The 20,447-nt window shown below is 63.7% G+C and carries 18 protein-coding genes; 7 read left to right on the forward strand and 11 right to left on the reverse strand.

Going from position 1 to position 20,447, the window contains the following annotated elements; genetic code table 11:
- Nucleotides 1–15: 15 nt before the first annotated feature.
- The 7 genes from ACMT3I_RS12145 to ACMT3I_RS12175 form a co-directional block, all read right to left on the reverse strand.
- A complete protein-coding gene (locus ACMT3I_RS12145) occupies nucleotides 16–939 on the reverse strand; it encodes an aldose 1-epimerase family protein (RefSeq protein WP_414804746.1) in 924 nt (307 codons plus the stop codon).
- A 35-nt stretch (nucleotides 940–974) separates the two neighbouring features.
- Complete coding sequence (locus ACMT3I_RS12150; protein ID WP_414804834.1) at nucleotides 975–1,226, reverse strand: helix-turn-helix domain-containing protein; 252 nt, start codon at nucleotides 1,224–1,226, stop codon at nucleotides 975–977.
- Entirely contained in the window at nucleotides 1,184–1,834 is a 651-nt protein-coding gene (locus ACMT3I_RS12155; protein ID WP_414804747.1) for a hypothetical protein, read from the reverse strand. Before ACMT3I_RS12155 ends, ACMT3I_RS12150 begins: the two co-directional genes overlap by 43 nt.
- 64 nt (nucleotides 1,835–1,898) lie before the next feature.
- Entirely contained in the window at nucleotides 1,899–2,663 is a 765-nt protein-coding gene (locus ACMT3I_RS12160; RefSeq protein WP_414804748.1) for a response regulator, read from the reverse strand.
- On the reverse strand, nucleotides 2,660–4,090 hold the full coding sequence (locus ACMT3I_RS12165; protein ID WP_414804749.1) for a sensor histidine kinase: 1,431 nt from the start codon (nucleotides 4,088–4,090) through the stop codon (nucleotides 2,660–2,662). The genes ACMT3I_RS12160 and ACMT3I_RS12165 overlap by 4 nt, the downstream gene beginning before the upstream one ends.
- A 104-nt stretch (nucleotides 4,091–4,194) precedes the next feature.
- Entirely contained in the window at nucleotides 4,195–5,565 is a 1,371-nt protein-coding gene (locus ACMT3I_RS12170) for a carboxypeptidase-like regulatory domain-containing protein (protein WP_414804750.1), read from the reverse strand.
- A gap of 183 nt (nucleotides 5,566–5,748) precedes the next feature.
- On the reverse strand, nucleotides 5,749–6,789 hold the full coding sequence (locus ACMT3I_RS12175; RefSeq protein ID WP_414804751.1) for a LacI family DNA-binding transcriptional regulator: 1,041 nt from the start codon (nucleotides 6,787–6,789) through the stop codon (nucleotides 5,749–5,751).
- A 139-nt stretch (nucleotides 6,790–6,928) separates the two neighbouring features.
- Between ACMT3I_RS12175 and ACMT3I_RS12180 the strand changes: the two genes are divergently transcribed.
- The 4 genes from ACMT3I_RS12180 to ACMT3I_RS12195 all read left to right on the forward strand — a co-directional run bounded on the left by ACMT3I_RS12180 (nucleotide 6,929) and on the right by ACMT3I_RS12195 (nucleotide 13,175).
- On the forward strand, nucleotides 6,929–8,002 hold the full coding sequence (locus tag ACMT3I_RS12180) for a carbohydrate ABC transporter permease (RefSeq protein WP_414804752.1): 1,074 nt from the start codon (nucleotides 6,929–6,931) through the stop codon (nucleotides 8,000–8,002).
- Nucleotides 8,003–8,008: 6 nt separating this feature from the next.
- Nucleotides 8,009–8,929: a carbohydrate ABC transporter permease gene (locus ACMT3I_RS12185; protein WP_414804753.1), complete on the forward strand. Its 921-nt coding sequence runs from the start codon at nucleotides 8,009–8,011 to the stop codon at nucleotides 8,927–8,929.
- Between the two features lie 92 nt (nucleotides 8,930–9,021).
- Nucleotides 9,022–10,392 (forward strand): extracellular solute-binding protein, encoded by a 1,371-nt coding sequence (locus ACMT3I_RS12190; RefSeq protein ID WP_414804754.1) that lies wholly within the window; start codon nucleotides 9,022–9,024, stop codon nucleotides 10,390–10,392.
- Nucleotides 10,393–10,469: 77 nt separating this feature from the next.
- Nucleotides 10,470–13,175 (forward strand): glycoside hydrolase family 2 protein, encoded by a 2,706-nt coding sequence (locus tag ACMT3I_RS12195; protein ID WP_414804755.1) that lies wholly within the window; start codon nucleotides 10,470–10,472, stop codon nucleotides 13,173–13,175.
- A gap of 53 nt (nucleotides 13,176–13,228) precedes the next feature.
- Here ACMT3I_RS12195 and ACMT3I_RS12200 read toward each other — a convergent pair whose 3' ends face one another.
- Both ACMT3I_RS12200 and ACMT3I_RS12205 read right to left on the reverse strand, forming a co-directional pair.
- Nucleotides 13,229–13,969, reverse strand: coding sequence for an SDR family NAD(P)-dependent oxidoreductase (locus ACMT3I_RS12200; RefSeq protein WP_414804756.1), 741 nt, complete (start codon nucleotides 13,967–13,969; stop codon nucleotides 13,229–13,231).
- Nucleotides 13,962–15,407 carry a DUF6421 family protein gene (locus tag ACMT3I_RS12205; protein WP_414804757.1) on the reverse strand — a complete coding sequence of 482 codons (1,446 nt, stop codon included), beginning with the start codon at nucleotides 15,405–15,407 and terminating at the stop codon, nucleotides 13,962–13,964. The genes ACMT3I_RS12200 and ACMT3I_RS12205 overlap by 8 nt, the downstream gene beginning before the upstream one ends.
- Nucleotides 15,408–15,625: 218 nt before the next feature.
- Here ACMT3I_RS12205 and ACMT3I_RS12210 point away from each other — a divergent pair, with 218 nt between their 5' ends.
- Complete coding sequence (locus tag ACMT3I_RS12210; RefSeq protein WP_414804758.1) at nucleotides 15,626–16,249, forward strand: LysE family transporter; 624 nt, start codon at nucleotides 15,626–15,628, stop codon at nucleotides 16,247–16,249.
- A gap of 68 nt (nucleotides 16,250–16,317) precedes the next feature.
- Here ACMT3I_RS12210 and ACMT3I_RS12215 read toward each other — a convergent pair whose 3' ends face one another.
- Nucleotides 16,318–17,565 (reverse strand): methyltransferase, encoded by a 1,248-nt coding sequence (locus tag ACMT3I_RS12215; protein ID WP_414804759.1) that lies wholly within the window; start codon nucleotides 17,563–17,565, stop codon nucleotides 16,318–16,320.
- A gap of 314 nt (nucleotides 17,566–17,879) precedes the next feature.
- On the opposite strand from ACMT3I_RS12215, the gene ACMT3I_RS12220 reads away from it, so the two are divergent.
- Together ACMT3I_RS12220 and ACMT3I_RS12225 are read left to right on the forward strand one after the other, a co-directional pair.
- The gene (locus tag ACMT3I_RS12220) at nucleotides 17,880–19,037 is read left to right on the forward strand and encodes an MFS transporter (RefSeq protein WP_414804760.1); all 1,158 of its coding nucleotides are present in this window, start codon (nucleotides 17,880–17,882) and stop codon (nucleotides 19,035–19,037) included.
- A gap of 248 nt (nucleotides 19,038–19,285) precedes the next feature.
- Nucleotides 19,286–19,909, forward strand: a complete 624-nt coding sequence (locus tag ACMT3I_RS12225) for a hypothetical protein (RefSeq protein ID WP_414804761.1) — start codon at nucleotides 19,286–19,288, stop codon at nucleotides 19,907–19,909.
- Nucleotides 19,910–19,981: 72 nt separating this feature from the next.
- Here the strand turns inward: ACMT3I_RS12225 and ACMT3I_RS12230 are convergent, their stop codons facing one another.
- Complete coding sequence (locus ACMT3I_RS12230) at nucleotides 19,982–20,347, reverse strand: MerR family transcriptional regulator (protein WP_414804762.1); 366 nt, start codon at nucleotides 20,345–20,347, stop codon at nucleotides 19,982–19,984.
- Nucleotides 20,348–20,447 lie beyond the last annotated feature (100 nt).

A 20,447-nucleotide genomic window follows, 5' to 3' on the forward strand; every position in this document is an offset into this window, starting at 1 on the left:
GGCGGATGCGTTCCGCTAGATGGCGGCGATGCTCCACTCGGCGAAGGTGACCTCGCCCGGCTGCAGCACGATCAGGTCTTCGCCCGAGTTGAAGGCTCCTGGCGGGCAGGTCATCGGTTCGACGGCCAGTCCGCGGCGGCTGTTCGCCGGAATCGGCTGGTCGGCGGTGTGCACCTGAACCCATGGGCATGACGAGTCCCAGCGCATGACGACGCCGGTGCCGGATGGCGCGGTGAGGCGCACCTCTGCCGTGCGGCTCTCATCCCTGGCCAGGCCGGTGAAGGCGTGGTCGATGAACAAGTCGCCGATGATGCGGGGTGTGCGGAAGTCGAAGGATCCGTCTGCTTCGGTGGCGACATCCGCCAGCCCGGTCGGAATCAGGCGGTCTTCGGTGACGGTGAGCACCTGCTCGGCGGGGAGCAGGAGGGTCCAGTCGTCGACTGTGCCTTCGCCCGCGACGAGGTAGGGGTGCGGGCCGGTGCCGTATGGTGCGGCCGCGTTGCCGGTGTTGCGAGCGGCGACCGTGGTGTGCAGTCCGTTGCTGTCGAGCAAAAATTCCACGCGCACCTGCACGCGGAACGGGTAGCCGTCCTGGGCGTCGACGGTGGTGGCAAGCATCACGCGGTCTTCGGCCTCGTCGAGCGCGATGAAGTCGTGCCAGGCGACGAGTCCGTGCAGGGCGTGGCCGCGGCCGGGCTCGGTGAGGGGAAGCTGGTATTCGTTGCCCTCGAAGGTGTAGCGGCCATCGATGACCCGGTTCGGCCACGGTGCCAGGGTGGCGCCACGGAATGCCGGGCGCATCTCGTCGGCGTCGAATAGTACGACGAGGTCGCGGCCGTTGTGCTGCAGGGTGCGGAGCGTAGCGCCGACACTGGCAATGGTGGCGGTGTATTCACCGCTGGTGAGCTCGAACTGAGTGCCGGAGAGGGGGATGGTCATGGGTCAATTCTGCCCGGGATTTTGACCTGCCGCGTTCACTTCCGTGGGTTGCGCACGAGCAGCTCGCCGATTTCACAGTCGAGCGCATCGCAGATGGCGACGAGGGTCGAAAAGCGGATGGCGCGGGCACGATCGTTCTTCAGCACGGACAGGTTGACGATGCTCACGCCGACCCGTTCGCTGAGCTCTCTGAGTGTCATCCCGCGTGCGGCAAGTAGCTCGTCGAGTCGGCAGTGCACGCCCACTAGACCAGGCCTTCGGTATCGCGCTGCAGGCGTTGGCCGAATTCGAAGGCTGCGGCGATTGCCCCCAACGCGATGCCCGCGAAGATGGGCATGAGCGAGACCGTGGATGCCATCGGAAAGATGGTGTTGCTCGGGTCGGCATTGAGTTCACCGGCAACCATGAACTGACCGATGCTGCTCAGGCCGAGGGTGATCACTCCACCGAGAACCAAGGTGGTGCTGGCAGTGGCGAGCAGCCAGGTTGCGTGTCGGGAGAACGGTCGGCCGCGAATCAACCCGACGCACAGGTAGGTAAAGGCGGCGGCCAGGGTGGCCAGCATCAGGCCGTTGACGAGTGTTCCGCCGCTCAGGAACGCGCGGGCCGCGGCCGAGATGCCAGCGAGGGTGACAGTGGCTGTGGAAAAAGTGCCCTGCACGAGCGAAGCCGTACCCGTGGCCGCACCACTCGGTACCTGCGCGTTCGTGCTGAGTGACATCTGCGTGTGTGGGTCGAATGCGAGGGAGATTGCCTGGGTGATTGCGCTGACGAGCACCAGGATGCCGAACACTGCGGTCACCGCGGCGAGAAAGCTGAGAGCGATGCGTTCCGAGCGGCGGAGACCTGTCGGGGGTGTCGGTGGGGTTGCCAGCTTGCCAGCGGTGAAATTCACGGCGTCCTCCAACGATTATCGATAATAACGATTGTCGATAAGGTATCGGCGTGGGCGGCACACGTCAAGACTGTGCGAGACCTGGCACCACGAGTCCGTGCTCGTAAGCGAACACCACGGCCTGGATGCGATCGCGCAGCCCCAACTTCATCAGCACCTTCGAGACATGGGTCTTCACAGTCGCCTCGCCAAGGTACAAGCGGCCGGCGATCTCGGAATTCGCCAGGCCGAGTGCCAGGAGCGCCAGGACTTCGGCCTCGCGGTCGGTCAGCTGATCCAGTGACTCTGGGGCGGTGCGCGGGCGGGGATCAGGCTGTGCCGGGCGCCCTGGCGCGCGTTGCCCGGGCAGCGGGTCTACGGTCAGTGGCTGCCCGGGCACTCCGGGCAGTCCGAACGAACCGGTGAATCTCTCGATCACGCGACGGGTGACATCCGGTGCCAGTAGGGCGTTGCCTCCGGCCAGTACTTGAACGGCCTCGATCAGCGCCTCGGGTGTTGAGTTCTTCAGGATGAAACCACTCGCCCCGTGCTTGAGCGCCTCGAACAGGTAGTCCTCGCGGTCGAAGGTGGTGAGCACGAGCACGGCGGCCGCGATGTCGGTGTCTGCCACGATCACCTGGGTCGCTTCGAGGCCATCCATGCCGGGCATCTGCACGTCCATGCAGATCACATCGGGGTTCAGCAGCCTGGCCTGATCGATGGCGGATTGCCCATCGGATGCCTCACCAACGACGGTGATGCCGGGTTCCGACTCCAGAATGGTGCGGAATCCGGCGCGCAGCAGCGCCTGGTCGTCGACGAGCAGCACCCGGATTACGGCGGGGGTCATGACTTGTCTCCGGTTGGTTCGAGTGTTGGCAGTGTTGGCAGTGTTGGGAGCATTGATGCGCCGAGAGCTGGGGGGATGCCGCCGTCGATCTCGGCAGCGACAGCGACAGCAGCGGCGGCGGCGGTGGGAAAGCGCGCACGAACCAGGTATCCGCCGCGGGGCTTGGCGCCCAGCTGGATCTGGCCGCCGACGGCTGCCACCCGCTCACGCATGCCGCGTTGGCCGAGTCCCGATCCGGGGGTCGGATCCATCCCAGTGACGGGGCCGATGCCGTCATCCGTCACCTCGAGCTCGATGGCGTTCGCCTCGTAGCGCAACCGGAGATCGGCGGTTGCCCCGTGCCCCGCGTGCTTGCGGGTGTTTGTCAGGGCTTCCTGCGCGATGCGGTACACACAGAGGCCGACGGTGCCGGGGACCTCCCGGGGCTCACCGACGATGGTGACGGCCACCGGAACGCCGGCAAGCGTGCACTCCTTGGCAAGCTCGCTGAGCTGATCGATGCCGCGGGTGCTGTTGCCGCGGTTGTGCGGCTCGTCGTCGGAGCGCAGAGTGCCGAGCATGGTGTGCAGCTCCTCGACGGCAGTGCGGGCGCTGCGTTCGATCGCTTCGAGGGCGACGGCCGCCTGGTTGGGATCGCGATTCAGGATGCGTCTGGCAGCGCCGGCCTGTACCCCCATGAGCGAGACGTGGTGCGCCACGACATCGTGCAGTTCCCTGGCGATGCGGATCCGTTCGAGCGAGACGGCTTGTGCTGCACTGCGCAAACGCTCGTCGGCGAGCTCCTGGGTGCGTGCCTCCAATGCTGCCGATTGGCGGGCCGATCGCCAGGCAGCATTGCCAAAGTAGTAGGCGGCGCTGAAATAAATCAGGTTGATGAGCACCTGGAGCAGGCCGAATGCCGCATACGGAGAGATAAGTCCCTCGCGCGACAGATCGGGCATCGCTGTCATCTGGTTGGCGGCCACGATGAGCGACCAGAACAGCCAGATGAACATCCCCGCGATGATGACTGCCCGCACCCAGATGGCGCGCGTGCGGTTCGGCGCCCACGCTCCGACCGTGTAAATGGCCATGTACAGGCAGATGCTTGAAAAGAGCAGATCGGTGACGCCGAGCATCGCGCCGCCGCTGAACACCACTGCGATGACGAGCGCGGTGATCTCGGGCCAGCGGCGCCGAACGGCGAGGGGGAGCGCGATGGCGGCAACCCACAGGATTACCAGCCAGGTCGGCGAGTCGGCATAGATGTCGGCCATGCGGCTGAGGGTGACGCTGAGCGCGGTTCCCGCAGCGAGGAGCACGGCGACCCAGATATCGTTCCTGAAATCCTGACGGCTCGGCCGCGCGCGGATCCAGCCTGGGGCGAGGGGATCGGCAGTCTGCGAGAGAGCCGCGGCGCGCTGTAGATCGGCGGTGCTGTCGGTCATGCTGCCACGCTAGTGGCTCCGGGCCTCGTGCCGGATCCGTCGCTCGGGGGAGTGCACGAAGAAGGGCACAGCCATTCGGCCGTGCCCTTCATCGAATCAGCAGACTAAGCGTGCAGGCGACGACGACGCAGCAGCAGTCCGGCGCCCAGCAGCAGGAACAGCGCGGCTGCACCAAAAGGCACAACGGCGTTGAATCCGGTCTCTGCGAGCGATGCGGAGGCGCTCGCCGCAGCGACACTGATTTCGACGCTCGACACGGCACCGGTGAACTGTCCGACCACAACGAGAGTGTGCGCACCAGCGGCCAGCTGGCTGAGCACGCTGGGGCTGAGGGTGATCTGGGCGACGCCGTTCACAACGGGGAAGGTGCCGACGCTGATCGGTGACGAGTAGAGGTAGGCGTCGACGAAGCTGTCCGATCCCGCAAACGGCACGTTGGCGGTGTAGCTCATGGCGGGGTTCAGCGCGTCAGCCGGCAGGCCGACGGAAGTCTGGGACGACGGCGTGGAGCCGTTGTTCGCCAGGAACGCTGCTAGTTCGGATGAGTCAGCGACCGGCGCGCTTGCTGTCGCCAGCTGAGGGGCAGTGGTGAATGCGGGGTCAGAATATCCGTCTGCGAAGCCGTCAAGGTGGCCGATGGCCTGAACCCAGATTCGCTTGTTCACGGTGTCTGCGGTCACGAGCAGGGTGGATGCTTCTGCGCCCTGGATGTCACCGGAGTTCTGGGCGTGTGGGCCGACGGCACCCCATGCGTAGGTGAAGGTTGTGCCTGCAGGCCAGCCGGCCGGCGTGGCGGTGAGCGTGCTGCCCACGGCGTGGGTGCCGGAGATCGTGACGGTGCCGGTGCTCATGAATGGCAGCAGCTCGATCGATACAGGGACATCCGCGTCAACGACGGGGACAGTTTTGACCTGGGTTCCGTATCCGTCTGCAGAAATCGTCAGCGAATAGTCGGCGCGAGGGGCGAGGTTCGGGATCGTGAACTTTCCGGCTGCGTCAACCTCGACGTAGCTGCCGGAGTATCCATCAACACCGTTGAGCAATACCTGGGGGGCGAATGCCGGGTTGGCATCCTTGGCTGTGACTACGCCATTGATCGAGAACTGCGCAGGAGCTTCTGGCTCGACGACCTGAAGGTTGTACGGGCCGAGGACGATGTTCGCGCTCGGCATGTCGAGTGAAGATGCCAGAGTGATGTACCCGGCTGCAGCGATCTCCAGGTCGTGGGTACCCGGTTCTACCGACAGGGCAAACGCGCCGTCAGCGTCGGTGACCGAGGGGGAACCACCGTCGATCGTGAGCTCAGCTCCTCCGAGGGGTGTGCCCCCCAAACCAAAGACTGTGCCGGTTGCGGAATAGGTCTCGGGAACAGCCGACGCGGGCGCCGCGGCCACAAGGGAGAGCCCGCCGACCATGGCGAGGCCAAGGCCGAGGGCGGCGATGCGGCGCAGGCCGCTGGGGGGAGTCGTTTTCACGTTTCTGGGGTCCTCATCCACTGTGCAGAATTCTCGTCAAATGGAGACTGATGAAACAAGAACGCTACACACTGTTCCGAAAAGCTCCGCCGCGAGCTTAGCGGTCGGATGGTCGCGACCACCGATCCAGGCCCGAACTGGGGGTAGCGGCACTATGTCAGATCGAGCGGATTATCAGTAGCGTTACTCGCCCAGTCGAACCTGGGGTGTGCTGGCAGAAGCCGCAGTCGAGCTTTCACGCACGACGAGCGTGTACGAGCAGTCGATGTCGGCGGTGTCCGACTCTGGATCGGTGATGAGCTGAATGAGCTGGCTCACTGCATTCGTGGCGATCGCATCCTTGTTCGGCGAGATCGTGGTCAGCGATGGAACGTTGAATGCCGACTCCTCGATGTCGTCCATGCCCACCACTGCGACCTGGTCTGGCACCGTGATTCCCGCGGTTGCAAATGCGCGGAGTGCGCCCATCGCGAGGACGTCGCTGAAGCAGACGACGGCATCCATCTCGACGCCGGCGGCTATGGCGCGGGCGGTCGCTGCACGCCCCGCCTCCCGCCCGTACTCATCGGTGTAGAGCACAAGCGAATCATCGAACACGATTCCATTGGCCTCGAGTGCGGCGCGATAGCCATCTAGTCGCAAGCTCGCGCTGCGATACCCGGGCGAGCTGAATGCGCCGAGGGCGGCGATCCGTGAACGTCCTGTCGAGATGAGGTGCTCAGTGAGGTCACGTACGGCCTGGACGTTGTCGATGGCGATGTCGATGAAATCTTCGTTGAAGATCTGCTCGCCGATCAGCACCACGGGTACACCGGGCAGGTTGTCTCGCAGATCCGCAGCCGACATGCTCATCGGGCTGAGGATGAGGCCATCGACGGTGTGGGAATTGAAGTCCTGCAGGATGCCGATCTCGCGGGCGAGTGAGCCGCCGGTTTGCCCGGCCATCACGGTGTAGCCGCGCTCCTGTGCCGCACGCTCGATCAGTTCACTCAGCTCGGCGAAGTAGGGCTGCGACAGCTCGGGAACCGCAAGCCCGAGCACGCCGGTGCGGCCCTGGCGGAGCCGCCTCGCGCTGATATTCGGCCGATATCCCAGCTGCTCGATCGCTTGCTGTACACGGATGCGGGTCGCCGGTCGTACATGCTCGAAGTTGTTCACCACGTTGGAAACCGTGCGTGGCGACACCCCGGCAAGCCGTGCTACTTCGTCCAGCTTTCGCGCCATGGACTCATCGTGGCTCATCGGGGCACCGCGTGCAAACCGTCGCGGTGTCGGGAGCGACCAAAGATTTGACAACGTTTCTAGCGCTGTGCCACAGTCTCTGTTGTTTACAGTTTGCAACGTGGCAATTTAGGAGTCGGTCGTGGCGCGGAAAGCTCAGCATGCACGAGGGTCGCTCAAAAACGGCTTGATGTTCACCGGTCCCTTCCTGGCCATCTATGCGATTTTCATCATCTACCCGGTGCTCCAGGCCATCTTCATGAGCGGCTTCGACTGGGACCTTCTCGGATACACCCGAGAGTGGATCGGGCTCGGTAACTACGAGCGGATGCTGTGGGGCACGTCAATGACGTGGAGCCTTGGTCACATGTTCCTGTGGCGGGTCGCCATCCTTGCGGTGGTCGGCTGGCTCTTGGTGCGGCCAATCAGGGAACGGCGTATCTCCGTCTCTCGCATCGTTGCCGTAGCCGGTGCGGTGCTACTCGCCATCGTGCTTGGCTTCCACCCGGGCGAAGGTGGCATCTGGAACGATCCCAGTTTCTGGGTCGCGTTCCGAAACACCCTGCTGTTCACTGTGGTGTCCACTCCCATCATCGCTGGGCTTGGCCTGCTGATGGCGCTGGCGCTGCAGGGCGGACGTCGCGGAGCAGGTCTGTACCAGATGGCGTTCTTCCTGCCCTATGTGCTGCCCGTTTCGGTAGCAACGCTGATCTGGAGCTACTTTCTCTCTCCCGACAAGGGTCTCCTTGCTCCGTTCCTCGCCAACTTCGGAATCGCACCGATTGCCTGGCTCTCCGACCCGTCCTTCGCGATGGCCGGCATCATCATCACCACCGTTTGGTGGACGGTCGGCTTCAACCTGGTGCTCTTCGCCGCCGGCCTGCAGGATATCGACAAGACGCTCTACGAAGCGGCATCCCTCGATGGAGCCGGGGCCTGGAAGAAGTTCGTCAACATCACCATCCCCGGCCTCAAGCACGTGCTGATCCTGGTGGTGATCACCCAGGTGATCGCGTCGTTCCAGGTGTTCGGCCAGGTCAACATCATGACAAGCGGCGGACCGGGCGGAGCAACGCGGGTGCTCATCCAGCACATCTATGAAGCAGGGTTCCGTGATCTGGAGCTCGGCTACGCCTCCACCGTCTCAATCTTCCTCTTTGTCGTCATGCTCGTCGTCTCTGTCATCCAGTTCAAGACCATCGGGCGCGAAAGGTAATCACGCATGTCCTCAACGATTCAGAGAGAACGAAGCCGCCCAGAGAACGCGACGGCAGCGGCTGCGACGCCTGCCCCTCGGGCTCGCCGCGCACCGACAGCCCGCCACCTGACCAGAACCACCGTTTATCACGTGCTGATGATCGCGGCGAGTGTGGTGTGGCTGATCCCCGCCCTGTGGATGGTGTCGCTGGCGCTCACCCCGAACGACCTTCTCGCGGTGGAGACGAACAAGCTCATCCCGCCTGCCATCACCTTCGATAACTTCCTTGGCGTCTTTCAAGTCGGTCTCACGGGTCGATGGTTCCTGAACAGCATCATCGTGTCGGTCGTCACCACCTTGCTCACCGTTTTCCTGTGTGCGATGGCCGGCTACGCATTCGCCAAGATCGAGTTCAAGGGCAAGGTGATCGTCTACGCCAGCGTGCTCGCCGGGCTGATGATCCCGAAGGAGGCGATGTTCATCCCCCTGTTCACGATGTTCGCCGACGCCGATGCGCACAACTCATACGAGGCGCTGATCCTTCCGCGGCTCGCGGCCCCGCTCGGCGTCTTCCTGATGACCCAGTTCTTCTCCAAGGTGCCAGATGAAATCGAGGAGGCCGCTCGCGTAGACGGCGCTGGACCGTGGCGCACCTTCTTCTCGCTGATGCTGCCGCTGGCCAGGCCGTCGATGGTCGCCCTCGGCATCTTCACCTTCGTGCAGACCTGGAATGACTACCTGTGGCCGTTGGTCTCTGCAACGCAGCGTGAGATGTTCACCATCACGACAGGTCTTGCCTCCCTGCAGGGCAACTTTGCCCAGGCAACCGAACTCGGCTCGTTGATGGCCAGGGGAACCATGGGCAGTCTGCCTCTGCTCATTGTCTTCGTGCTGTTCCAACGCCATCTGATTCGCGGCATCGCGCTGACCAGCGGCGACAAATAGGTTTCGACTTTCTCTCGCTCGATGGCGCAGCGCCGTCGGGTTTCGCACCACTCACACAACAAATGCACTACTCACATAAAAGGAGATCCTTCATGAGAACCATGAAGTTAGCAATGACAACGGTGTCCATTGCCACAGCATCGCTGCTGTTGGCTGGCTGCTCTGGCGGCTCAGGCGCAGCAAGCACAGCCGATCTTATGGATGAAATCGCGGCGGTGACCCCGGCCCAGCTCGACGGCACGACCATTCAGATGGCGCGGATGTTCGGCGAGTGTGAAGAGACGACCGATGGGGTGACCGACACTACGCTGGCCACCACAGAGTGCGAAGCCATCCAGATCCTCACGAACAAGTTCAACGCTGAAAACGAATTCGGGATCACCGTTGAGCGCCTGGGTGGCAGTGAATGGGCGTCGTACTATGACGCCTTCAACGCCAGCGTCGCAGGCAAGGCTCCAGCCGACATCGCCAACCTGCACGGCTACGCGATTCCGGACTATGCCGCGCGCAACGTGCTGCTTGAATTCGACCCGGCTGAAGTCGGCATCGATCTCGACGATGCGAGCGATGCTGCTCGCTCAGGCGTCGAATGGGACGGTGGCGTATACGGCGTGCCATTCGACCTGCACGCAATCCTGGCGCACGTGAACGTCGACCTGTTCACCCAGGCCGGCCTGGTCAACGCCGACGGAAGCCCGAAACTCCCGACATCGACCGCGGAGTTCCTCGAATCGGCCAAGGCCGTCAAAGAAAAGACCGGCAAATACTTCATCTCCGTAGCATTCGCCAACGACCCGATGGGCTGGCGTCTGTTCTCGACCCTCGTCAACCAGCAGGGCAGCGAAGTGATTTCAGAAGACGGCAAGACGGTCAACCTGGACACTCCTGAGGCTGTAGAGGCACTCGAGTTCATCAACACCCTCATCGACGAGGGTTATGCAGACCCGACAATCGACTACAGCGGATCGACAGCGCAGTTCCTCAAGGGTGACTCCGCAATGTTGATGAACGGCACCTGGGTCGTCAATGAGTACGCGACGACAGCACCGTTCACCTACCAGGTCGCTGACTTCCCCACGCTGTACACGGAGCCGGCCGCCTGGGCAGCGTCGCACACGTGGGTAATGCCGCGTCAGTCGGACGATGACGCCGTGCAGTACCGCGCTTCGCTTGAGTTCGCCAAGTACCTCTATGACAACACCGAGGTCTGGGCCGTCGCTACCGGGCACATGTCTTCACGCGTGTCAGTGCTGGAATCCGAGGCATACAAGGGCGCTATCCAGCGCGAGAACTATGTCGAGACCGCGTTGAACAACGCCCGCCAGGTTCCGCACATCCAGGGCTGGCAGTCGGTTGAGGATGCCATCCGTGAGCAGATCGAGGCCACGTGGCTGAATGACAAGGACATCAGTGCGGCGTTGACCGAAGCACAGACCCGCGTCGAACAGATCATCAGCAAGTAGTCGCCAAACGCACGAAGTCGAGGCCTGCGGTGCGGTTGTCGCACCGCAGGCCTCATCTGTAAGAGGAGCTCACACGCATGACCGAAACAAGCCGCCCGTCTCTCAACCTTGACGGCGAGTGGGCCCTCACTCTGCCGACATCCAGCTCGGCACTGGGTCAAGGACTGGTGAATGTGCGGGTGCCGGGGCCCTGGACGATCCAGGTTCCTGGCTTCGAAGACTCGCACGAGACGGTGCGTTATTCGCGCACCTTCCGGCTGCCGATTGACTGGACATCCGGCCAGAAGCTGATGCTCGGCTTTGGCGGCGTCAACTATGCGGCGAGCGTGTCAGTGAACGGTGTCGCCGTCGGCGAGCATGTCGGGGGATGGACGCCATTTGACCTCGATGTGACCGACGCAATCGTATGGGGCGCAGACAATGAGCTCGAGGTCATCGTCAGCTATCCGCCGGAGACCGGAGATGCAGGGACTCCGAGCGCCGCTGAAGTGCCGCACGGAAAGCAGACGTGGTACGGCACGGGAGCCGGCATCTGGCAGTCGGTCGTCCTGGAACAACGCCACCACCAACACCTCACGGCGCTGGTGGTGCGTGCTGATGCCGAGAGCGGGGCCCTATCGGTCGACGTGCGGCTCGCAGAACCGGCCGTCAGCGGCCAGCAACTGACGCTCAGCACAACCGTGTGTGGCGATGCAGCAGAGGGTGCAGCCACGAGTACTCTGACGCTCGTCGATGGAGTGCAGAACGCAACCATCACCCACATCGTCGACGGGCCGGTTCTCTGGTCGCTCGACGCCCCGAACCTGTACGACGTCACGGTCGAACTCGCATCCGACACCGGCGTCGATCGCCAGACACGCACGACGGGCTTCCGCACCTTCTCAGCTCGAGACAGCGAAGTATTCCTGAATGGCGAACCCATTGAGATTAGGGCTGTGCTCGATCAGGACTATCACCCGGGCAGTTCGACGATCCCGGAATCGACGGAGGCTCTCGAAGCGCTGTTCATCGAGGCTCGTCGCCTGGGCTTCAACATGTTGCGCTGCCATATCAAGCGCCCGGATCATCGCTACTACGAGATCGCTGATCGGCTCGGAATGCTGGTCTGGACAGAGCTGCCCAGCTGGCTGACCATGACAGAACGGGGCGCGCGCGAGGGCGCCGCGCTGCTCACCGAACTGATCGAGCTGGATGGCCATCATCCGTCGATCGTGATCTGGACAGTGATGAACGAGTCATGGGGCATCGACCTGCGGGATGCCGGGCAGCGCGCCTGGCTGCGGGAGACGTTCGATGACGTGAAGGCTCTGGTGCCGCAGTCTCTCGTGGTGGACAACTCGGCGTGCGAGCCCCACTTCCATGTGAAGAGTGACCTCGACGACTTTCACATCTATCGGGGCATTCCCGAGAGCCGTATTGCGTGGGACGACGTGATCGCCGAGTTCGCTGGGCGCCCTGACTGGACGTACAGCCCCTTCGGTGATGCCGAGCGATCGGGCGCCGAACCGCTACTCCTGTCGGAATTCGGCAACTGGGGCCTGCCATACGCTCGTGACCAGTACGCGTCTGACTGGTCAGAACCCTGGTGGTTCGCGGCCGGGGCTGATTGGGCGTTCGGCGCCGCAGAAGGCACCGGTCTCATGGGGCGATTCGAGTCGCTGGGTCTTGATCGAGTCTTCGGTTCGTGGATGCAGCTCATCTCGGCCCTCCACCACGCGCAGATGGTGGCCAACCGCTACCAGACCGGCTCCATCCGCCGTCATGGTTCTATCTCTGGCTACGTGCTGACGCAGCTCAGCGACGTGCAGTGGGAGGCCAATGGGCTGCTCGACATGAACCGGCGACCCAAGGAATTCAACGAGGACTTTCGTCTCATCAACGGTGATGTCGCCGTCGTGCTCAGGCCAGATACCTATTCGGTACTCGGCGGATCCGAGCTTGCTGTGACGCTGGACATCGTTCCGCCCCGACCGATCGCCGGCTACGCCACGGGAGATGCCGAACTCCGGATCATCGTCGCGGGCGAGACGGTATCGTCGCGGCCGGTCGATCTCACACTGCGCGAGGAGAGCGTCGTCACGGTGGTGCTCCCCGATACGCCCTCTGAATGCGAGGTCGCGGCCGAGGTGTGGTGGAACGGCACCCTGATCGCGCGGGATGCGGCCTTCATCGTCGTCCTCGCCGACGAACGACCAGAACTTGCCCGGACCCTCATCGGTTCCGATGACCTCGTGGTCGACTGGATTCGGGCCCTGGGGTGGCAGGTCGCTACCGCTGCTGCGGACTCTGGCGAGCACGACATCGACCGCACAGCGGTGTTCGTCACCCGTGCGTTTGATGCGCGAGCACAAGCACACGCCAGAAGTGGTGGACGTGTACTTGTACTGGCCGAAGAGCACGGCGCGCTCGGCGACGCCTTTGATTACCTTCCTGCCGCCAAGCTCGGGCCACGCACGGGCGATGGGGACTGGGTGCCGCGCCAGGAATGGTTGCGTAAGGAGGGAGCATTCGCAGAGCTTCCCGGTGGCCCGCTGCTCGGTATCGCCTACGAAGACCTGCTCGGCGAGTTCGTCATCACCGGGATCCCGGCACCGATGCGACCGGCCGACGTGCACTCGGCAATCTTCTCCGGCTGGCTGCGCGGGGCGGCCACCACGACAGCGACCATCGCGTGGAGCGACGGCGAGGTCACCCTGACGACGTTCCGGGTGCGCGAGCAGCTTGGTCGAACTCCCTTGGCCCACGTACTCGGACGAGCGCTGCTGGCCCACGCGGCACGGTAGCGGCGGAGAGGGCGGGTCGGGGAGCGCAGCGCACTGCATCCCCGGCCCGCCGCCTAACCGCCCAGCCGCACGCGGGTGTTGTTGACGGATGCCGCTTCGGCGTCCCACAGGCCGACGACGCTCTCGGCGAGCTCGCCCTCAAGGCCCTCCAGCGCGCGGACCACGAAGATCACGGCTGCGGCACGCGCTGTACCGTCGTCAGAATCGCGGCCGGCCTTGGCGAACCCCTGTCCGACAGCCCTGGTCCAGGTTTCAGCCGCGGCCTTCGCCGCCGCATAGTTGGCGCCACCCGGAGCCGGCTTGTCGACTGACACGCTCGACACGATGGCGAGGCGCCCGGCCGGCGAGACAAGCAGGTCGTTGTTGAAAGCGCGGGTGGTATTTCGCAATGTCGTGACGACGTTGCGATGCAGGAAGCCCCAATCCTCGTCGCTCTGACCGGCCAGCCCGCCGCCACCACGCCATCCGCCCACCAGATGGATGAGGCCGTCGATCTGCGCTCGCCCGTCGCTCTGGCTCTGCCCGTCGATCTGGCCCCAACCCTCACGGAGGGCATCGGCATGCAGGGTCTCGGCCAGAGCTGTCACTGCGTCAAACGAACTGAGATCGCAGACGTGCGTGATCGCGTCGGGTACCTGATCACGCAACGTCTGCAAGCGGCCGGCGTTGGAGCCGACTGCGATCACTCTCGCACCAGCTACCGACAATGCAGAGGTGACGGCGATGCCAGCAGCGCTGGTCGCACCGGCTACGAGCACGGTGCGACCAGCGACAGCACGACGCACGTTAGTCACGGCCGGTGATTCCAATGGTGGATTCGATGACGGGCTTCATCCTCTTGTCGAGTGCTTCGAAGAACATCGACAGCGGGAATTCGTCGTCGAGCACGGCATCCGTGTAGCCCTTCGGGGGCCCGGCGAGCACCTCGTCGCTCAAGCCGCGCGCCCACACGGATGCGGGATTCGGCGTGAGGGTTTCGGTGAGCATCGCGTAGGCAGCCAGCCAGTGTGCCTTCTTCGGGCGGTCGATCGACCGCCAGTACAGCTCGTCGATCTGGGCGCCGAGCGCGATGACGACATCCGGAACCGCCTCCCAGTCGAAGCTGAGGCTGGTGTCTGTCCAGTGCAGCACGTGATGCTGGTGCATCCACGCGAACAGCAGCTGGCCACCGAGTCCGTCGTAGTTACGCACGCGGCTGCCGGTGATCGCGAATCGGAAGATCCGGTCGAAGATCACGCCGTACTGCACGAGCTTGGCGTGCTTACGGGCCTCGGGGCTGGCGTTCTCGTCGCGCTCGATCTTCACCGATTCGCGGAAGGCGGTGAGGTCGCAGCGCAGTTCCTCGAGTGAATAGAGGAAGAACGGCATCCGCTGCTTGATCATGAACGGGTCAAACGGCAGGTCGCCGCGCATGTGCGTGCGGTCGTGGATGAGGTCCCACATGACGAACATTTCCTCGGTGAGGTGCTGGTCGTCGAGCATGGTTGCCGCATCCTCCGGCAGGTCGAGACGCGTGATCTCGGCCGCGGCGCGCACGACTCGACGGAACCGGGCAGCCTCGCGATCCTGGAAGATCGCGCCCCAGGTGAACGTCGGAATCTCGCGCATCGCGACAGTCTCGGGAAACAGCACTGCCGAGTTGGTGTCGTAGCCCGGCGTGAAATCGAGAAAGCGGATGGGCACGAACAGCTTGTTCGTGTACTCCTCTTCCAGCTCGCCGATGAACTCCGGCCAGATCACCTCGACCAGCACGGCCTCGACGAACCGATTGGTGCTGCCGTTCTGCGTGTACATCGGGAACACGACCAGGTGACGGATGCCGTCAGCGCGGTGCTGCTGTGGCTGGAAGGCCATCAGCGAGTCGTAGAAATCGGGCACGCCAAATGGCGGTGTGCTGTCGATGTCTGCGCCAGTGTCTGCGCCGGCTGCCCAGCGCGTGAAGTCCACGACGAGGGCATCGAGGTAGGCGGCATCGTAAGGGAACAGTGGGGCGAGCTCAGTGATCGCGTCCGTGAGTGTCTTGACGAGGGCGGTGGCCTCTATGTTGATCTCGGATCCGGGCGTCGCGGCATCCGCAATCGAGCCGTTCTGCTCCTGCAGAGACTGCAGGGCGGTGGCCGTCTCCTTGAGACGCAGCCAGGCCGGACTCTTCTCGACATCGCGAGCGAGGACGCGGGCATCCTCGACGACCTCGGGCTCACCGACCAGTGCTTCTGCAATGTAATTCGACATGGGAACCTCCCGTCCTCAAGGATTGGTCGCCCCGCATGCGTGGGTACGACAATGTACGCAATGTACGCAATGTGCGCGTTTCTTCAGCCTAACGAGGATTCAGCCGCGTTTTGCTGCGTGGGAGCGCGCAGATGTTGCGTCAGGCGGATGTCGACGCCGCTGTTCTTGCGTCGCGGCGATCCCACGCGGGGGCGCACGGCGCACCCTAGGCTTGGTTCGTGCAATTCTCACTCTGGCTCGCCCTGCTCGGAGCCGGCACCCTCATCAGCTTCACGCCGGGTGCCGGGGCGATCAACACGATGAGTAATGCGCTTGTCTCGGGGTTCCGTCGCTCGCTCTGGGGAATCCTGGGCCAGCAGGCAGCCCTGATCCTGCACATCATTGTTGTCGCGCTTGGGGTCGGCGTGCTGGTGTCCAGCTCGCCGGTTGCCTTCAATGTCATCCGCTATGCCGGGGCCGCGTACCTCGTGTACCTCGGTATCCGTCAGTTCCTCAGCACGCCGCAGGTTGATGAGGAGAGCGTCGAGGCGTTGCGCAATGAGTCCGCCTGGTCGATGTTCCGCCGCGGGTTGTGGGTGAATCTGCTCAATCCCAAAGCGATTGTGTTCTTCCTGGCGTTTTTGCCGCAGTTCATTCGGCTCGATCAGCCGCTCTGGCCTCAGTATCTGGTGGTCGCCGGCACCGTCGTAACCATCGACATCCTCGTGATGTGGTTCTTCTTCGCCGCGGCGGCGCGGTCGTTCCAGCGGTTCACCCGCGATGCCAGGGGCCAGCGGGTACTCAATCGAATTTTCGGCGTGCTGTTCGTGGCCGTCGGGGTGCTGCTGGCGTTCATCCACTGACTCGTGCTCGGATGCCTTCACTCGAGGCGTGGATTTGGGCCGACAGACCAGCAGATCAGACCAGCGGATCAGACCGCGCGCAGCCGCCAGAGCGAGGTGACCTCGGCCGCCCGCGCCGTATGCAGCGGGTCGGTGGCGTCGAAAGCCCGGGAATGGGTGGGCCGCGTGTCGAGGCGCGCGACAATGTCGAGACCGGATGCGTCGATCAGGTCGAGTAGCTCGTCGCGGGAGCGCAACCCCAGTCGCTCAGCGATGTCGGAGATGATCAGCCAGCCCTCGCCACCCGGATTCAGGTGCTCGGCCAGGCCGGAGAGGAAGCCGTGCAGCATCTGGCTGTCTGGGTCGTACACGGCATGGTCGGCCGACGTCGCTGCGGGGGCCGGGATCCACGGCGGGTTGCAGACGACGAGGTCGGCGCTTCCCTCCGGAAAGAGGTCAGCGCGCACGACCTGGACCCGATCGTCAAGGCCGAGCCTGGTCACATTCTCGCGGGCGCAGGCGATGGCGCGCTCGTCGAGATCGGTGCCGACAACCTGACGGATGCCACGGGTAGCCAGGATCGAGGCCAGCACGCCGGTGCCAGACCCGATATCAAACGCAGTGCCGCCGGCAGCGTCGCCAGTGCTGGCCGTGGCACCAGTGACTGCAGCAGGCAGTGGTGCCGATGCGACCAGATCCAGGTACTCACCGCGGATCGGCGAGAACACACCGTAGTGCGGGTGGATGCTCGTACCGAGAGCCTCGACATACACGCCCTTGGTGCGCCATTCGTGGGCACCGATCACGCCAAGCAGCTCGCGTAGCGACAGCACCGAATCCACCGATAAATCGGCGCTTCCGAACGTTTCGATACACGCAGCGTGCACATCCGGTGCCCGGCGAAGCGGAACGACGTAGCCGGCATCGAGCGGAACGAGCAGCATCCCGAGCAGGCGTGCGCGCGTGAGGGCATCCGTTCGATGGGTGTGGAAGGCCGCAGTCAGATCGGTACGCGCATGGGGCTTCCGCTGCTCGACGCGGCGCGCAAGCGCGCTCAGCAGCTGACGCGCATTGTTGAAGTCGCCGCACCAGAGCAGCGCCGTGCCCGATTTCACGAGGCGATAAGCGGCATCCGCTGTGGTGGTGTCATCGGCGATGGCGACACGAGACGGAACCGGCCAGCCGCCCTCCGAACGCCAGAGTGCACGGTGGTGGGTGCCTGCTTCGTCCCATTCGAGGAACGAGGGTTCGGAGTGTGCGGGCGCGGATGTCGACGTCACGGGAGATTCAGGCGTCGAATCAGGTGCCGACGAAGCTGGCGAGGTAGTGCTGGACATGGCGCCAGTTTCTGTGACACGACACGGCTGGGGCAACCCAGCCCTCGTTCGTGTACGCGGGACGGTGCGGCCGGAATTGCGCCGCTGTCAGCATTAAGTATTGCAGCCGAAACTGACGCCATCCTGATCACGCGACTAAACCGACTGGCGCAGTGAGAGAGTCAGCCAGCGTGCCTCGGGGACGAGAGCTGACCTTGACCTTCACATAAGCGTCAAGGTTGCAGACTGCCACTATGCCTCCTTCTGCACCGTGTACATCCCCCGTCGAAACTGTCGGGACTGCATTCGCCAGCCCTTCTGCATCTGCCAGCCCAGTGACGTCCACTCGCCTGCCCCTGAGCGGTCTGCTCGCCTTGGCCTCGATCATTTTCCTCGCCGTGCTCACCGAAACGCTGCCGGCGGGATTACTGCCCCAGATGAGCGGATCGCTCGGCGTCTCAGAATCTCAGATCGGTCAGCTGGTGACCGTCTACGCTCTGGCCACGGCGCTGACTGCAATCCCGCTTATTGCCGCCACCCGAGCTATCCCGCGCCGCACTCTGCTGATCGGGCTTGCGCTCGGCTTCATGGTGGTAAACATCATCACCGCGCTGTCGGATAGCTATACGGTCATCCTCATCGCCCGCGTGTTCGGCGGAGTGCTCGCCGGGCTGCTCTGGGCGATGATGGCCGGCTACGCGATGCGGATGGTGCCACCTGCGCAATCGGGCCGCGCGCTCTCAATCGCCATGGCCGGCACCCCGATTGCCTTCGCGCTTGGCCTGCCGCTCGGTACCCTGCTCGGAGCCGCCATTGGCTGGAGGTTGGTCTTCGGCATGATCGCCGCGGTGACCCTCGTGGCAATCGTGTGGGTGCTTGTTTCGGTTCCACAGTTTCCCGGCGAGCGAAAAGCAGGCCACGCGACGCTCGGACAGGTGCTGCGTACCCCCGGAATCATTGCGATCCTGGCGGTCACCCTCACATTCGTGCTTGGTCACAACGTTGCCTACACCTATGTCGCGCCGCTGATGCGAGCTTCGGGCTGGTCCGACCATCTCGATATCGTCTTGTTGGTCTTCGGGGTAAGCGCCATCGCGGGGCTTGTCGTTGTCGGCATCCTCATCGACAGGCAGCTTCGGATGCTGGTGATAACGGCATCCGCTGCCCTCGGGCTGGCAATGATCACCCTGGGCGTGCTCGGTCAGAGTCCGATTGCAACGATCATTGCTGTCGGTTTGTGGGGAGCTGCGTACGGTGGGGCGCCCTCACTACTGCAGAACGCCCCCGCTCGGGTGGCCGGAGCGTCAGCGGATGTCGCCCAATCGCTGATTGTCACAGCGTGGAACGGTGCGATCGCCGGAGGAGCCTTCGTGGGCGGTATGGTTCTCGATGCCGCAGGGGAGGGCACGGTGCCATGGGTCGCCCTCGGTCTGGTCGTAATCAGTGGTGCAGTGGTGCTGGGTTCGCGGCGCGGATTTGCAGCGACAAACTGATGTCGCGATCACGTTGGTGTCACAATCGCGATCGCCGTGATGACGCTGGCAACGTGAGTCAGATTGGGACGCGAACCCGGCACGAATTGCCGGGCAAGGTGTAACGCTCCAGCGCTCTCCGTAAAGATTCCATGAGGTTCAGCGGCGTCACCGTATGGCTTCCGTAATAATCGGTGTCACTCGAAGCGATGCGGCGTAGAACTGAGCCATGACCCGCTTCTGCTCCCGCGTTCGCACGTGGTGAATACGTGACCCTCACCCGCATTCTGCCCTCGCTGCGCCGCAGCATCCCCGATCCGCTCGATCTCGACGCTTGGCCGGAGCTCAGCCACGCAACCACCACCGACGTCTTCGTTTCAGGTGTCTCGCTGTTGCGTGTCGCTGATCTGTGCGGAACCCCCTCGGTGCACACCGCGGCTGCCGTCATCCCCTGCTCGGGCGGGCGGCCGTCATCGACTGAACGGGCAAGTGTCATTGTGGCCAGAGTCACCAGCGTGATGCCTGCAGCAGATGGCGCGCTGCGCGTATCACTCGACGCGCGCCTGGCCGGCCTGCAACTTGAATTTGCCCAGACCCGACTGATCGGTCGGGCGTCGACTGCGAAGGTTGCCCAGATTCATCTTGCTGGCGCTGGCATGCGCGCGGGTGCGGGGGAGGAACATACGGTTAGCGGAACTGTCACGTTGCCTGCTGACATCGTTGTCGGTGACCTGCTCGCGATTCCCTGCCGCAGAGCGCTCGCGATGCTCGAGGTGAACCCACTCCCGCTTGAGGATGGTGGTGGTCGCACCGAAATCGGACACTGTGCGCCGGAGTTCACTTCTGCCCCCAGCGTGGCGCTTTCGGAGCTCTGGCTCACGAGACTGGGCTGACACCGGCCCAAACAGCGCGGTCGTCGTTGCGCTCAGGGTGTGCGCTGGCTTTCTAGGACGCCTGCAGCGTCGTTAGTGCAGCGCCTTCACCGCCTCGGCGAGATAAGCATCGACGGCGTCATGATTTTTGGTGAGGCATTCGATCTTGCGGGCCAGCTGGTCGCGACGCTGGTTGAGCGTCTCGATCATCTCCGGCGTGATGCGCTCCACGTGAATCGACTGCTTGCCGCGCAGACACGGGATCATGTCCTTGATCAGTGCCGTGGGGATTCCGGCATCGATGAGTCCGCGGATCTGAACCACGCGATCGACAGCTGACTCCGCATAATCGCGGTAGCCGTTGCTTTCTCGGCTCGACTCCAGCAGGTTCTGCTCCTCGTAATAGCGCAGCCGTCGGGGTGAAACCTCGGTGCGCTCAGACAATTCGCCGATCTTCACGGATTCCACCTCTCATCCGGTGCCGCACGGGGCTGCGTGTTGGCAATTCTACCTTGACAGGCATGTCAATGTTCGATGGTTTTGCTCCGCTGTCAACGGG

Origin of the sequence: Leifsonia sp. A12D58, from assembly GCF_047530025.1 — a bacterium.
Taxonomy (GTDB): domain Bacteria; phylum Actinomycetota; class Actinomycetes; order Actinomycetales; family Microbacteriaceae; genus Cryobacterium.

Excerpts from the sequence above, each read along its gene's own strand:
- ACMT3I_RS12145 (WP_414804746.1), bottom strand. The coding sequence starts at position 939 with ATGACCATCCCCCTCTCCGGCACTCAGTTCGAGCTCACCAGCGGTGAA.
- ACMT3I_RS12160 (WP_414804748.1), bottom strand. The coding sequence starts at position 2,663 with ATGACCCCCGCCGTAATCCGGGTGCTGCTCGTCGACGACCAGGCGCTG.
- ACMT3I_RS12165 (WP_414804749.1), bottom strand. The coding sequence starts at position 4,090 with ATGACCGACAGCACCGCCGATCTACAGCGCGCCGCGGCTCTCTCGCAG.
- ACMT3I_RS12175 (WP_414804751.1), bottom strand. The coding sequence starts at position 6,789 with ATGGCGCGAAAGCTGGACGAAGTAGCACGGCTTGCCGGGGTGTCGCCA.
- ACMT3I_RS12185 (WP_414804753.1), top strand. The coding sequence starts at position 8,009 with ATGTCCTCAACGATTCAGAGAGAACGAAGCCGCCCAGAGAACGCGACG.
- ACMT3I_RS12190 (WP_414804754.1), top strand. The coding sequence starts at position 9,022 with ATGAGAACCATGAAGTTAGCAATGACAACGGTGTCCATTGCCACAGCA.
- ACMT3I_RS12195 (WP_414804755.1), top strand. The coding sequence starts at position 10,470 with ATGACCGAAACAAGCCGCCCGTCTCTCAACCTTGACGGCGAGTGGGCC.
- ACMT3I_RS12205 (WP_414804757.1), bottom strand. The coding sequence starts at position 15,407 with ATGTCGAATTACATTGCAGAAGCACTGGTCGGTGAGCCCGAGGTCGTC.
- ACMT3I_RS12215 (WP_414804759.1), bottom strand. The coding sequence starts at position 17,565 with ATGTCCAGCACTACCTCGCCAGCTTCGTCGGCACCTGATTCGACGCCT.